This window comes from Bacteroides sp. MSB163 (genome assembly GCF_036416795.1).
Taxonomy (GTDB): domain Bacteria; phylum Bacteroidota; class Bacteroidia; order Bacteroidales; family Bacteroidaceae; genus Bacteroides; species Bacteroides maternus.
In genome coordinates, this window is sequence record NZ_CP143867.1 from 1 (window position 1) to 15571 (window position 15571).

A 15571-nucleotide genomic window follows, 5' to 3' on the forward strand; every position below is an offset into this window, starting at 1 on the left:
ATGAGTGAATTAAATCATGTCGGGCTATGGAACCGCTGTCTTGAAATCATCAGAGACAATGTTCCAGAGCAGACATACAAAACATGGTTTCTCCCCATCATACCTTTAAAATATGAGGACAAGACGCTGGTCGTACAGGTACCTAGTCAGTTCTTCTATGAGTTTTTGGAGGACAAGTTTGTTGACTTGTTGCGTAAAACTCTATACAAAGTTATTGGTGATGGCACCAAGTTATTGTATAATGTTATGGTGGATAAGAGTTCACGTACTACCGTCAATCTCGAATCTACTCCCCGCACTATTATTCCACAGAAAAAGGTAATCGGCAGAGAAATACCGCAAGCTCCTATTGCAGATTTAGATCCGCATCTGAATCCTGAATACAACTTCGAAACATTTATAGAAGGCTATAGCAACAAACTTTCACGCAGCGTAGCAGAAGCTGTCGCTCAGAACCCGGCGAAAACAATTTTCAATCCGCTGTTTTTCTATGGAGCGTCGGGTGTGGGAAAGACACACCTTGCAAATGCTATCGGCACAAAAATCAAAGAACTCTATCCAGACAAGAGAGTACTATATGTATCGGCACATCTGTTCCAGGTACAATATACCGACTCTGTACGTAACAATACTACAAACGATTTTATCAACTTCTACCAATCAATTGACATATTGATTATTGATGATATTCAAGAATTTGCCGGTGTTACCAAAACACAGAATACATTCTTTCATATCTTTAATCACTTACACCAAAACGGTAAACAGCTTATCCTGACTTCAGATCGTGCTCCCGTATTATTGCAAGGCATGGAAGAACGACTCATCACCCGTTTCAAATGGGGTATGGTAGCTGAACTGGAAAGACCAACCGTAGAATTACGCAAGAATATCCTGCGCAATAAGATACATCGTGACGGTTTACAGTTCCCCCCGGAAGTAATTGATTATATCGCAGAAAATGTGGGCGACAGTGTGCGTGACCTGGAAGGAATCGTTATTTCCATCATGGCGCACTCTACTATATATAATAAAGAAATTGATCTGGAACTGGCACAACGCATTGTGCGGAAGGTCGTGAAAAGTGAAAGTAAAGCGGTTACCGTTGATGACATCATCAATGTGGTATGCAAGCATTTCTCACTGGATACCGCTACCATCCATACTAAATCACGAAAACGCGAAGTGGTACAGGCACGCCAGATAGCCATGTTTCTCGCTAAATCCTATACAGATCTTTCGACAGCTAAGATAGGCGCATTAATAGGCCATAAAGATCACGCAACCGTATTGCACGCCTGCAAAACTATTAAAGAATTACGGGAAGTAGACAAAACTTTCCGCGCAGAAATAGATGATATCCAAGCATCATTAAAAAAGCAGGGTTAAAAACCCTGCTTTTTTATTACTTTCCAAAGATTCTCCGACATTACTTCGTTATCTTCTTTCTTATAACGTACATCCGTAAAGACTTGAGCCAAGGTTTCTTTGTTGTTTTCAAAAATAAATTGCTTGTTTTCGGGCAAAGATTCCTTATAGGCATACAAGCGATCTATGTCTTCAGGAGTATAATCATGATACGTCTCCTCATGTACAATAGCTTCCAGAGGCAATCGATCTACCTGTACAGGCTCCTCAGCAGGCCAACCTACTGTCACTGTTGTAATAGGAAATACCAATTCTGGTAACTCCAGAGCTTCGATTATCATTTGCGGATTGTAAGTCGTCGTACCCAGATAACATATACCTAATCCTTTTTCTTCCGCAGCCACACAAAAAGTCTGTGCAGCCAGCAAGGCATCTACAGAGCCGGTTACGAACCACTCCAAATTATTATACCCGGGAGTTGCTTTTCGCTGTTCGCACCATTTAGTAAAACGGCGCAGGTCTATACAAAATGTCAAAACCACAGGTGCAGTTTTCACCATCGGCTGATTGAAATGAGCCGGTGCCAATCTAGCTTTCCGTTCTGCATCACGCGTTACAATTACACTGTACACCTGCATATTTCCGACTGTAGAGGCCCGAAATGCAGAATTAAGCAAATCATTTAACAAATCCGAAGAAATATCTTTCTGTTGATATTTGCGGATTGTTCTTCTCTGTTTTAGGATTTCCATTCTTTTATTTTTTTGCAAATATAGAAAAAGAATAGCAAATTGTTATCAAAGAACGAGTTTAAAGTTTATCTACGTTTCCTAAAATCAATAAGCCTGTTTAATCAAAGTCCAAAAACAATTTTCTTTTTTGGAAACTTTTTGTTCACATAATAATGCTAATATTTTATAAATCAGCAAACTATTATTCAGAAATGAAAATCTCACAGCCTGTTCATAAATTATTCTATTTTTATTTTGCTATAATAAAAAACATTCTTAGCTTTGCAATCGCATTTGTTAATGATAGGTATTACTTCTACACTCTTACTTATTAAAAAATAAATCTAAGAAAAAAAGAATCGTGGAAAAACAAACTTATTCTTACGAGGAAGCTTATGAAGAATCTTTACGATATTTTCAGGGCGACGAGCTAGCTGCACGTGTTTGGGTAAACAAGTACGCAGTAAAAGACTCTTTCGGAAATATTTACGAAAAATCTCCGAAAGACATGCATTGGAGAATAGCCAATGAAGTAGCCCGCATCGAGGCTAAATACTCTAATCCATTAAGTGCAGAGGAACTATTTGATCTGCTCGACCACTTCAAGTACATCGTTCCGCAAGGAAGTCCAATGACGGGAATTGGTAACAACTATCAGGTAGCCTCTTTGTCTAACTGCTTCGTGATCGGAGTAGATGGCGAGGCGGATTCTTATGGTGCCATCTTTAAAATAGACGAAGAACAAGTACAACTCATGAAACGCCGTGGTGGTGTAGGACACGATTTGTCGCACATCCGCCCGAAAGGTTCTCCGGTGAAAAATTCGGCTTTAACCTCTACCGGGCTGGTGCCATTTATGGAGCGTTACTCCAATTCTACACGTGAAGTCGCTCAGGACGGACGGCGTGGCGCACTGATGCTAAGTGTATCTATCAAACATCCCGATTCAGAAGCATTCATCGATGCCAAAATGACCGAAGGCAAAGTAACAGGTGCCAATGTATCCGTGAAACTGGACGATGCATTTATGACTGCTGCTATCACAGGTACTCCATATATTCAACAATATCCTGTCAATGCTGCTGAACCAACTGTGCAGAAGGAAATCAACGCAACCAATTTGTGGAAGAAGATCGTTCACAATGCATGGAAATCGGCAGAACCGGGTGTATTGTTCTGGGATACCATATTAAAAGAATCCGTACCCGATTGCTATGCAGATCTGGGATATCGCACAGTTTCCACCAATCCATGCGGTGAAATTCCTTTGTGCCCGTATGATTCCTGCCGTTTGCTGGCTATCAATCTTTATTCTTATGTGGTAAACCCCTTCAAACCGGATGCATACTTTGACTTTGAATTGTTCCAGAAACATGTAGCGTTGGCTCAACGCATTATGGACGATATCATCGATCTGGAATTGGAGAAGATAGAACGTATCATGGAAAAGATTGATGCTGACCCCGAAAGCGAAGATGTGAGACATACGGAACGTGTATTGTGGGACAAGATCTATAAGAAGAGCGGACAAGGACGCCGTACCGGTGTAGGTATTACTGCCGAAGGTGATATGCTTGCTGCACTGGGATTGCGTTACGGTACGGAAGAAGCTACCGAATTCTCTGAAAAAGTACACAAGACCGTTGCCCTGAGCGCTTACCGTTCATCGGTAAAAATGGCAAAAGAACGTGGTGCATTCGAAATTTACGATACCGAACGTGAAAAGAATAATCCGTTCATCAATCGTTTGCGCGAAGCAGATCCCCAGTTGTATGAGGATATGAAGAAATACGGTCGCCGCAATATTGCCTGCCTCACCATTGCGCCGACAGGAACCACCAGTCTGATGACTCAGACTACTTCAGGTATCGAGCCTGTATTCTTGCCCGTATACAAGCGTCGCCGTAAAGTAAATCCGAACGACACCAACGTACACGTAGATTTCGTGGATGAAACCGGAGATGCTTTTGAAGAATATATTGTCTTCCACCCCAAATTTGTTACATGGATGGAAGCGCAAGGACACAATCCTGCTAAACGTTACACACAAGAAGAGATCGATGTATTGGTTGAGCAATCACCTTATTATAAAGCAACCTCAAATGACGTAGACTGGCTGATGAAAGTCAAGATGCAGGGACGTATCCAGAAATGGGTAGACCACTCCATCAGTGTGACCATCAATCTGCCGAACGATGTGGATGAAGACCTGGTAAACCGCCTGTATGTAGAGGCATGGAAATCCGGTTGTAAAGGTTGTACGGTTTATCGTGATGGCTCACGTTCGGGCGTACTCATTTCTGCCAAGAGCGATAAGAAAGAAGAAATGCCTCCTTGCAAACCGCCTACGGTAGTAGAAACCCGCCCGTCAGTTCTGGATGCCGACATCGTACGTTTCCAGAATAATAAAGAAAAGTGGGTGGCATTCGTCGGTTTGCTGGACGGACATCCTTACGAAATCTTCACCGGTCTTCAGGACGATGACGAAGGTATCATTCTGCCGAAGAACGTTACTTCCGGACACATTATTAAGAAGGTGGACAAGGACGGCAGCAAGCGTTACGACTTCCAGTTCCAAAACAAACGCGGATATAAAGTCACTATCGAAGGTCTGTCCGAAAAGTTCAACAAGGAATACTGGAACTACGCCAAACTGATCTCCGGAGTATTGCGTTATCGCATGCCTATCGAACAGGTTATCAAGCTGGTCGGCTCTTTGCAACTGGACAGCGAAAGCATCAATACCTGGAAGAACGGTGTGGAGCGCGCATTGAAGAAATACATAACAGACGGCACAGAAGCCAAAGGCAAGAAATGTCCGAACTGCGGCAACGAAACACTTGTATATCAAGAAGGTTGCCTCATTTGTACCACTTGCGGAACTTCACGTTGCGGATAAAAAAAGATCTGCGAAATGCAAGCACAAACGTTTGCATAGGAATTTAAAAAACTTAGATAGCTGTAGCTGCTTGATTATGCGGAATAATGTCTATACTTGCATAATCAATGCAGCTATTACTAAATCTAATATTATATGATACTATCTTTTCATATCGAGTACCGCACAAGTTGGGGTGAAGAGGTCAGAGTCTTAGGATCTATTCCTGAACTGGGTAACAATCAGCCTGGTAAAGCCATACCTTTACAAACAGTGGATGGCATTCACTGGACTTTAGATGCGGACATTCAAGCGCCTGAAAACGGCATCGTACAATACAGTTATCACATTTATCGCGACGGCAAAGATACACGTACGGAGTGGAACAGCCTTCCCCGCACGCTCTATGTATCGGCTGACAAGAAGAAAGTCTACCGCCTGCAAGACTGTTGGAAGAATCTGCCCGAACAGCAATATTTCTACACGTCTGCTTTCACGGAGTCCCTGCTTGCACATCCCGAACGTAGCGCCGCTCCAAAGAGCCACAAGAAAGGATTATTGATCAAGGCTTATGCTCCGTGCATCGACAATGACCACTGCCTGGGTATTTGCGGCAACCCAAAAGTCTTGGGAGACTGGGACGCGAATAAAGCCGTCCTGATGAGCGATGCCAACTTCCCCGAATGGCAGGTTGAAGTAGACGCCTCGAAAATCAGCTTCCCGCTGGAGTATAAATTCATCCTTTATAATAAGAAAGAACGTCGTGCCGTGGCATGGGAGAACAACCCCAACCGCTACATGGCCGATCCGCAGATAGGCGCTAACGAAACACTGGTAATCGGTGACCGTTACGTCTACTTCGCCCTGCCCGACTGGAAAGGTGCCGGAGTAGCCGTGCCCATCTTCTCGCTGCGCTCCGAAAAGAGCTTCGGCGTAGGCGACTTCGGCGATCTCAGGCAGATGATAGACTGGGCAGTACTTACCCATCAGAAAGCCGTACAGATATTGCCTATCAACGATACTACCATGACGCATACATGGACGGATTCTTATCCATACAGCAGCATTTCCATTTATGCTTTCCATCCCATGTATGCGGATCTGAAACAGATGGGTACGCTGAAGGACAAAAAAGCAATGGCAGAATTCAATAAACGGCAGAAAGAGCTGAATGCCCTGCCTACCGTGGACTATGAAGCAGTAAACCAGACAAAATGGGAGTTCTTCCGCCTGATATACAAACAGGAAGGCGAACAAGTTCTGGCATCCGATGCCTTCCGGAAGTTCTTCGAAAACAACAAAGAATGGTTACAGCCATACGCTGTGTTCAGCTATCTGCGCGATGCCTACAAGACACCTAATTTCCGCGAATGGCCGAAATTCACAGAATATAAAGCAGAAGAAATAGAAAAGTTATGCCAACCGGAATCTCCCGACTATCCGCATATCGCCATCTACTTCTTCATCCAGTTCCACCTGCACCTGCAACTGCTGGCTGCAACGGAACACGCACGAGCCAATGGTGTAGTACTGAAAGGTGACATTCCTATCGGTATCAGCCGCAACAGCGTAGAAGCGTGGACAGAACCCTACTACTTCAACCTAAACGGACAAGCGGGTGCACCACCCGATGACTTCTCCGTGAACGGTCAGAACTGGGGCCTCCCTACTTACAACTGGGACGTAATGGAGAAAGACGGTTATTCCTGGTGGATGAAGCGTTTCTGCAAGATGTCGGAATACTTCGACGCCTATCGTATCGACCACATCCTGGGCTTCTTCCGTATTTGGGAAATCCCGATGCATGCCGTACACGGACTGCTGGGGCAGTTTGTTCCCGCCCTGCCGATGACGCGCGAAGAAATAGAAGGCTACGGAATGGCATTCCGCGAAGATTTCTTTACGAAACCCTATATCCATGAATACTTCCTCGGACAAATGTTCGGCCCGCATACTGATTATGTAAAGCAGACCTTCATAGAGCCTACGGAAACATGGGAAATATATCGCATGCGTCCCGAGTTCGACACACAGCGCAAAGTAGAGGCTTACTTTGCCGGAAAGACGGACGAAGACAGCATTTGGATACGCGACGGACTGTACGCATTAATCAGTGATGTACTGTTTGTGCCCGACCGTGAAGATCCGAACAAATTCCATCCACGCATCGGCGTACAACACGATTACATTTACCGTGCCCTGAATGATTGGGAGAAGGCGGCATTCAATCGTTTGTACGATCAGTATTACTATCATCGCCACAACGAGTTCTGGCGCGAACAAGCCATGAAGAAGTTGCCGCAACTGACGCAATCCACCCGTATGCTGGTATGCGGCGAAGACCTCGGCATGATCCCCGACTGTGTAGCTTGGGTGATGAACGACCTGCGCATCCTTAGTCTGGAGATACAACGCATGCCGAAAGATCCTTCACAGGAATTCGGACATCCGGACTGGTATCCGTACCGCTCGGTTTGCACCATCTCTACGCATGATATGTCTACGCTGCGCGGCTGGTGGGAAGAAGATTTCCAACAAACGCAACGGTACTACAACACCATGCTGGGACATTACGGCGCTGCACCGGCCATTGCCACTCCGGAACTTTGCGAACAAGTGGTACGCAACCATCTTTACAGTAACTCCATACTGTGCATCCTCTCCCTGCAGGACTGGATGGCTATGGACGGAAAGTGGCGCAACCCCAATGTACAGGAAGAGCGCATCAACGTGCCTGCCAATCCCAGACACTACTGGCGCTACCGCATGCACCTGACGCTGGAACAACTGATGAAAGCGGAAAGCCTGAACGAAAAGATTAAAGGATTGATAGAACAGACGGGACGGAAAGGATAATCGCCACACTCCCGGTTGCCAAACGGGCGGATAGGTTCAAAGACTTATCCGCCCGTTTTCTTTGTTCAATGATAGGAAATTCTTATTTTTGTCACATACCAGTTATTCTATTTGATTATGAACAGTTACATATTTCTTGATAATGTCCGTTTCTTTGCCTATCATGGTGTAGGTGAACAGGAACGCGAAGTGGGTAATGAGTTTGTCATTAACCTGAGGTTGAAAGTCGACATTGCCCGTGCTGCCGAAACGGACGACGTGACGCACACCGTGAGCTATGCCGATGTATACGAAAACATTAAAGCAGAAATGGATATCCCCTCCAAATTGCTGGAACACGTCTGTGGGCGTATCGTGAAACGACTATTCCGCACCTTCCCCACCGTGAAAGGCATTGAGCTGAAGCTTGCCAAGCGTAATCCACCTATGGGAGCCGATATGGATGCAGCAGGAGTGGAAGTGTACTGCGAAAGAGCCTGACTACAATAACTTTTTTTGCAAAGTTGTCAGCACTCCAGCACTGACATACTTCAATCCCTTTATTGATGGGGGTTTACTTGCAGTGCTGACAACGTGATGATGGAGGTTGTGTCAAAACGTTGGCACAACCTTTTTCTATAATTTATAGTCCTGTTATCTTTTCTTTTGTCTACGCCGCTTTTTTCTCATTCATTTGGTAACAAGTTGCTATATTCCCGTTGTATCGGGTTATAAATAGTCCAATAAATATAGATTTAGTAAGTGTAATGAGCTCCTTTCCTGTTTTTCTCAGTTTTGCACACATCTTTTTGATATTAAAAGCTATGGCAAAGAAGGCAAAGTCCATTGTCACCTTGTCTTCTCCCACATGCCGGAACCCCTTGTATGCCATGTTGTATTTCATTTGTCCGAAAACAGCTTCCGGTTCTATACACCGCCTGCCCCTATACCTGACTCCTTCTTCTGAGACTAACCTTTCCCGTGCCTGCCGTTTGTATTGGTTTAACCGGTGGTTGACTTCTATAATACGGTTCCCCCGTGCTTTAAAACAACTTCCATGCAAAGGACAACCTTCGCATCTTTGTGCTTTGTACCGGGCACTTTCGGTGATGTATCCGCTCGCTGTTTTGTCATGTCTGGTTCCTATGCGGTTCATGTGTTGCCCCATCGGACAAACGTAATAATCCTCCCCCGCATTGTAATGGAGACTTTCCGCATGGAACGGGTTGGGAGTATAACGGGGACGCTGCTCTTTATGGAAGTAGTTGTACTTGACAAAGGCCTCTATCCCGTTTTCCTGCATGAACCGGTAATTTTCTTCCGAGCCGTAACCGGAGTCTGCCACACCGATACCCGGTAAGCGGTTATAGCGGTGCTGGAAGGAGTGGAAGAAAGGGATCAGGGGCAGCGGATCGGTGGGGTTGGGAAACAGCCGGAAGTCTATGATGAATTGGTTTTCAGTACCTGTTTGTAAATTATACCCGGGCTTGGTCTGCCCGTTCTTCATGGCGTCTTCTTTCATACGCATGAATGTAGCATCAGGATCGGTCTTGGAATAGGAATTACGTTCTCCAAGGACTTCAAGGTGATTGTCGTATTCCATCAGCTTGTCACGATACCCTTCAAGTTCCCTGACCTGTTTCTTCTTTTCACGCAGAGCTTTCTTTTGTTCCTTGTCCTGTGTTACAGGCTGGTGTTCCAGCACTTCTTTGAGTTCATCCACTATATTAGAGAGCATGGAGGGAGTCAACTCAACGGATGTGTCTTTTACAGAGTTCTCCTGTACAATGGCTTCATCCACCTGCTCCAGAAGGATGCGAACCTGATTCAGCAACCTTGTACGGTTCTTTTCGACTGTCTTGCGCCAGACAAAAGTATATTTGTTGGCCTTGGACTCAATCTTGGTACCGTCGATATACTCCACGTCAAGACTGATGAAACCCTTATCGGCAAGGACAAGAACCAACTGCGTGAAAACGTTGTTAATCTCCTCCTTTACACGGTTACGGAAACGGTTGATGGTTATGAAATCCGGATGCTCATGACCGGCAAGCCAGATATAATGAATGTCACGCAAAAGAAGCTTCTCTATTTTACGACAGGAATAGATATTATTCATGTAAGCGTAGATAATTACCTTAAGCATCATTTTAGGATGATAAGCTGAGCGCCCCGTTTCTTTATAAAGCTTCTTGAAATTATCAAGATTGAGATTATCAACAACTGCATTGACTATGCGGACAGGGTCGTCCGCAGCTATGTTTTCATCAATTCTTTGTGGAAAAAGAACGGTTTGGTTGGGAATGTAAGGACGAAAATGTAACTTTGCCATAACGAAAAAAATGATGCCTAAAGTTACATAAACTTTGGGTAATAACAAAGCCTGGGCTTGGGAAAGTCCGGGCTTTGCGCATAAAAAAAGGTTGTGCCAGCATTTTGACACAACCTCAAGTTGGATTCGGTTTCCACAAAGGGAACGATAATTCCCATTAAAGGAAACGAGCGTTCCCACTAAAGGAAACTTGAGTTTCTATGAAGAGAAACTACAGTTCCCAAGCGCAGGAAACTTCAAACTGATGTGTACTGGTTTTAGTTGACAACTTCGTTTGTTATAACTGGATTAGTTTACTCAATATACTTTAATATCTAAAGAGGTTTACTTTTGTTTTTCTTATTCCTATTTTAGTTGTCTTTTGTTGGTGCTTGCAAATTTATGCATCTTCCTTTATTTACGCAAGCCTTCTTCAGGAAAATGTAATGTTGCCAACAAACAAGAACTCTTCGGTCGGGGATCGCCCTAGCGGCAAGGGGCGGGCCCCCCCCCGTCCCGACGAGCGGGTATTATGCTGTAAATCCTACCGTTTCTCTGAGCACTTCCATAGGTGTCCTCATGTTTATCCCTTGATGAGGCCGCACATGATTATATACATATACAGCATCTTCAATGCGCTTGTTTACTTGCTCGAAGCTCTCATCATCACAGTCGAATAGCCAACCGTTTTTAATGGTGTTGTTCATTCTTTCAGCTAATGCATTATGCAAAGGATCACCACACTGCGTCATACTGATGTTGATTTGATGCTCTTTAAGCCTCTCTACATATTTATTTGAGCAATATTGGACACCCCGGTCGGAATGATGAATAAGAGTGCTCATGTCTATGTGATACTTCTCATAGAATGATATTGCCATCTCCAAAGCTTTCAAGGGCCCCTCCGTCTCAAGAGTTTTGTAAAGCGCATATCCAACGATGGCACGACTTGCCGCATCGGTAAGCAACGAGAGGTAAGCCCAGCCCTGACCGGTGTTTACGTAGGTTATATCCGCCACTACCATAGCGCCCAATCGCGTAGCGACAAATTTGGGTGTAACATTCAACAGATCGGGGTAGATATAGTAATTATGGTTCGAATTCGTTGTTTTAGGACGCTTGCGACTTGTACGTTGACACAAACCATTGGAGCGAAAAATGTCATAACAACGATCACGACCGATAACCATCTTTGGTCCAAACTTACTCACGCAGCAGGCGTATAACTCGCGCATACCAGCTTTGGGCATGAGTTCCAACAGTTCCTTGCAGTACAACACGATGCTTGTGGTAAGGATATCAACCTCCAAATGCCGGTTCACATGCTTGTAATAACCTTGTCGGGTTATGCCGAAGTAATCACAGAGGAACTTTATACAACCATGTTTGCGTCGGGTTGAGTGCCTCTGTGACAAGGTGTCGATTACTTGGCATCGGAGTTTTTTCGTACCTTGATATGATACGTGGATTCAGCAAGATTGATAAGTTCTTCGCACGCCTCATGACGTAAACTCTCATCAGCAAGAGCCCGATGAAGTTTACGGTTCTCAGCACGCAATAGCGATAGTTCTTTCTGGAGCTCAGAAATACTAGAATTAATAGCATCGATATTTACCGGTTTAGGTGATATACCCATAGCTTTGTCTTCCATTTGATACTTGTTAAGCCAATAAGTAAGAAGCTTGGCACAAAAGCCGTTACGCTTACAAAACTGAGATTTGCTCTCGGGACTTGATAAATACTCACGAATATAAGACATTCGTTCATCATCACTGTAATAGTTGTACTTCTTTTTCGAATATTTCATCTTTATTTTCGATTTTTGAAGTGTCAACTTATTCAGTACACTACAAACACTTATATATCAATGTATCAATGTTGTACTACAGATTTGGAAAAATCAATAGCATTGAACAATATCAGTACATATTATTGCTTGATAGATGAAAAAGATTCTACCTTAATGTTCCAGCGCCAGGCTTTAAATTATGCTATCGTTTCGGGGGATTCTCTACAAATTGCAATGTCTAAACACAATTTAAGTTTGGAATTTGATAGTTTTGACGAACTTGATTCCGCTTTATATTACGAGAAAATGGCCCTCAAAGGACTACCTCAAAAGGAAAATCATGGAAACTGCTACTTCAATCTCGGAGATTTACTTTTAAAAACAGGTAAAAATAAAGACTCTGCTCTTTACTATTTAACCAAAGCCTTAGAGGATATACCCATTGAAGGCAAAGCTTCATGTTTAAAAAGTTTATATAATCTTGAAAAAGAAAACGGAGATTACAAGACAGCAAATACCTATTTGGAAGAACATGCTGCTATCATAGACTCATTATTTTACATGGAACAGTCAACTGAAATACAGCAACTGATTTATGAATACAATACCAAAATGAGAGTAAAAGAGGAACAATTAAAAGGAAAGCGCACCATACACCGCACTATTGTAGAATTCGTTTCGATTTGCTTTCTCATTATACTTGCTTATCAAAACTATATAAACCGAAAAAAACGTCTTCAACTCCAATACAAACAATCATTAGAGCAAACACAGAATAAGTTATCATCTTTAGAAACTACCATTGAAAACAATCAGCTAATGATTACCTTATTAAAGCAGGAACAGAACAATTTAAAGCAAGAACATGAAAACAAAGAACAGCAAATAGAAGAAAGAGAGCAAACCATAGCCTGCTTAAAAGAAGAGAAACAACATTTACTCAATTGGCTGTTTGCCCAAAGCAGCATTTACCAAAAAGTGATTACGCTATCCAAACAAACCAGTTTGAATAAAAAACAAATGAAAGCTTTAACCACTACGGAGCAAGAACAACTGAAAAAAACAGTATTCGGAGTATATCAAAGTTACATATCCTTCCTCCACAAAGAATATCCTAGGCTAACGGAAGATGATCAATTGCTCCTTTGCTTACAAGAAACTTCACTTAACCCATTGGCCATTGCAATTTGTTTTGGTTATACCGATACGCACCCTCTCAATCAAAAAAAATACAGAATGAAAGAGAGAATGAGTAGAGAAGAAAGCAAGGTGTGACTACCACATTTACTATCCACCTGTTTATCAACATATTACTTTTTCATAGTGTGACTGCAAAAATGCATTCATGATAATTGTTTGCCCTAACTTTGCAACCGTGAACAATTAATTAAATATAGAAATGAAAACAAAAGTATTATTTATTCTATTATCGGTATTATTCATTATGCCCATGAATGCAATGCTCCACAAAAGGCATCGACACAAAGTAAAAGCTAAAATTATTAGCTCAAATTATAAAATGAACACCCGCAGCCCCTTATTTTTTGACCTAACCGCTGACGAAACAGACGACAATTTAATTATTACTTTCCAATCAGTCTTAGAGGAAGCAGATATCACTGTGACTGATAAGAACGGAAATGTAGTTGCTACTGAATTCAAGACCTCCATTTATGAAGGAAAGACCGTAAATATTCCCGCTCCTAAAACTTATTTCTACACTGTAGAAATAACCTCACCCACCATAGACGTAACGGGAGAAATCACACTTGAAGAAATATAAATTATCAATGCCATTAAATTAATAGGCATCTACTAAAGAACTAAATATCACTTATATACATTAACCGATTAAATAACTAAAAATGAAAATTAAAAGTATTATTTCTATTGCATTACTACTATTATGCATTTCGTGTTCTAACGATGAAACATTAGAGAACACAAAGAATTCCAAAGATCTGGAAGTGGTGAACTTAAACGACTTTGTCGACAATGGCAACACGACAAGATCCGGTAACGTAGAGAAGCAAGCAGTTTTAAGATTTAAAGATTACAATGTCTACCAAGAGACTTTGAACAAACTGCAAGGAATGAGTCTGGAACAGAAGGAAGCTTTCTTCAACGACTTAGGATTTAAAGGCGCATACTCTTCTTTAAAAGAAGCTGATGACGAATTAGACAAAATCTTCGATATTGAAGATGACAATGCTTTTCTTGAAGCATACAAGGAATTCAAAGATAAATATGAGGAAACTATGGAGCAGAAGACACCCTACAAACTATGAAGCAGACTTATGGGTAGAAGGAGGTCATGTTCATATTTCGTTAACAAATAATGGTAGTAGTAGCCCTAAAAAAGCGCCAGTTGCAATAAATGCAAGACAATACAGCAAGAGAAATGTAAAATGTGCATTCAGAAATTTCACAACCGGATGTTGCGAAGGAGAAGTTGGAAACGTAGATTTTACTGTATATATACCATAAATAAAACTCACTTCAGGAAATATATGAGAATATAATCATAGATTTCCGAAAACATACTCAATACTATGGTTTTTACGGAGCAAAATTCGTAAAAACCATGATATTTTTAATTTATTAGTAAACCTGGCGAACAAAGAGAGTTAAAAATGAAAGCTTAACTAACAAAAGAAAGTAAAGAGAAAAGTCTAATTAAATATATTTCTAGACTATTTTATTACTCTACCTTTGCCGCCATAAACCAATAAAACAAGTTCAAGATGAAAACAAAAACTTTATTCATGATGAGAAAACTATTCGCTACAATTTGCCTACTGTGTATGATATCTTCATTGTCGTACGCACAAAATTTCAGATACGGCTTTACTGGCAGTGTCAATTTAAGTAAACCTATGGGAGACATAGAACCCGAATGCCAAGCAGGACTTCTCTTGGGAGCCAAAGGAGAACTGGGAATACCGTCCGTTACAAAAGGTTTTTATACCGAATTCGGATTACATCTGTCCGCAAAAGGTTACAAGTATGAATACGGAACTAATGGAAGGTATTTTACAGAGAATCTCAACTATTTAGTTGTTCCTATCCATATAGGATATAAAATAGAATGCAGTAAATCGGTTTCACTTTTCGCCAATGTAGGTCCATATGCTGGAGTAGCATTGTGGGGCAAAGAGAAATCTTATAGAGACGGAAAGAAGTTTCACACGGAAAGTGACATTTTTAGCGGTGAATATGGGTATAAAAGATTCGATTGGGGATGCGGATTCAATGTGGGCGTAGAGTATGCAAAACATTTTCAACTCTCATTCGGAGCTGATTGGAGTTTAATGAATGTATCTAAAGCTAACGACTATACATACAAAAATAGAAGTTTCACTTTCTCTTTGGGATATATATTGTAAACACACTTCAATCCCAAATCCCGATATATCATGTTTTTTTGCGGAATTAACTCTGCAAAGAACATGATATATTGGGATTGGCGCTTATAATCTACTGGTTTTATTGGAGAAAGGCAAAGAAAGGAGCTTATAATGTAGCATAACAGCGAAAAGTCATCCTTAAAAGTGTAGATATATACAGAAAGTCGTCCTTATTTTTGTTATAACTATCCGAAAGCTTCACATAGAAAAGGGGGGGAAGGACTTTCCAATACGAAGTCCTTCTCCCCCTTT

At 42.0% G+C, this 15571-nt stretch carries 12 protein-coding genes; 8 read left to right on the forward strand and 4 right to left on the reverse strand.

The features are described from left to right. Positions 1 to 1389 (forward strand): chromosomal replication initiator protein DnaA, encoded by a 1389-nt coding sequence (dnaA, locus tag VYM24_RS00005; protein ID WP_291555193.1) that lies wholly within the window; start codon positions 1 to 3, stop codon positions 1387 to 1389. On the opposite strand, the gene VYM24_RS00010 is transcribed toward dnaA, so the two are convergent. Beyond that, positions 1386 to 2120, reverse strand: a complete 735-nt coding sequence (locus tag VYM24_RS00010; RefSeq protein WP_291555195.1) for an NADPH-dependent oxidoreductase — start codon at positions 2118 to 2120, stop codon at positions 1386 to 1388. The two genes, dnaA and VYM24_RS00010, sit on opposite strands and share 4 nt — an antisense overlap. A gap of 340 nt (positions 2121 to 2460) precedes the next feature. On the opposite strand from VYM24_RS00010, the gene VYM24_RS00015 reads away from it, so the two are divergent. The 3 genes from VYM24_RS00015 (at position 2461) to folB (ending at position 8313) form a co-directional block, all read left to right on the forward strand. Then, entirely contained in the window at positions 2461 to 4998 is a 2538-nt protein-coding gene (locus VYM24_RS00015) for an adenosylcobalamin-dependent ribonucleoside-diphosphate reductase (RefSeq protein WP_291555197.1), read from the forward strand. Positions 4999 to 5133: 135 nt separating this feature from the next. Next, positions 5134 to 7833, forward strand: a complete 2700-nt coding sequence (locus VYM24_RS00020) for a 4-alpha-glucanotransferase (RefSeq protein ID WP_330941155.1) — start codon at positions 5134 to 5136, stop codon at positions 7831 to 7833. Between the two features lie 117 nt (positions 7834 to 7950). Next, positions 7951 to 8313, forward strand: a complete 363-nt coding sequence (gene folB / locus VYM24_RS00025; protein ID WP_299088578.1) for a dihydroneopterin aldolase — start codon at positions 7951 to 7953, stop codon at positions 8311 to 8313. A 169-nt stretch (positions 8314 to 8482) separates the two neighbouring features. Here the strand turns inward: folB and VYM24_RS00030 are convergent, their stop codons facing one another. From VYM24_RS00030 to VYM24_RS00040, 3 genes are all read right to left on the reverse strand, one after another. Then, on the reverse strand, positions 8483 to 10144 hold the full coding sequence (locus VYM24_RS00030) for an IS1182 family transposase (RefSeq protein WP_330941156.1): 1662 nt from the start codon (positions 10142 to 10144) through the stop codon (positions 8483 to 8485). A 509-nt stretch (positions 10145 to 10653) separates the two neighbouring features. Continuing rightward, positions 10654 to 11538, reverse strand: a complete 885-nt coding sequence (locus tag VYM24_RS00035) for an IS3 family transposase (RefSeq protein ID WP_330941157.1) — start codon at positions 11536 to 11538, stop codon at positions 10654 to 10656. Positions 11539 to 11546: 8 nt separating this feature from the next. Continuing rightward, entirely contained in the window at positions 11547 to 11930 is a 384-nt protein-coding gene (locus VYM24_RS00040) for a transposase (RefSeq protein ID WP_044272650.1), read from the reverse strand. Positions 11931 to 12014: 84 nt separating this feature from the next. Here VYM24_RS00040 and VYM24_RS00045 point away from each other — a divergent pair, with 84 nt between their 5' ends. From VYM24_RS00045 to VYM24_RS00060, 4 genes are all read left to right on the forward strand, one after another. Continuing rightward, positions 12015 to 13187 carry a hypothetical protein gene (locus VYM24_RS00045; protein ID WP_330941158.1) on the forward strand — a complete coding sequence of 391 codons (1173 nt, stop codon included), beginning with the start codon at positions 12015 to 12017 and terminating at the stop codon, positions 13185 to 13187. Between the two features lie 124 nt (positions 13188 to 13311). Next, positions 13312 to 13695, forward strand: a complete 384-nt coding sequence (locus VYM24_RS00050) for a DUF3244 domain-containing protein (protein WP_330941159.1) — start codon at positions 13312 to 13314, stop codon at positions 13693 to 13695. Positions 13696 to 13777: 82 nt separating this feature from the next. Continuing rightward, positions 13778 to 14200, forward strand: coding sequence for a DUF4848 domain-containing protein (locus VYM24_RS00055; protein WP_299094673.1), 423 nt, complete (start codon positions 13778 to 13780; stop codon positions 14198 to 14200). Between the two features lie 480 nt (positions 14201 to 14680). Continuing rightward, positions 14681 to 15298, forward strand: coding sequence for a porin family protein (locus tag VYM24_RS00060; RefSeq protein WP_483073349.1), 618 nt, complete (start codon positions 14681 to 14683; stop codon positions 15296 to 15298). Positions 15299 to 15571 lie beyond the last annotated feature (273 nt).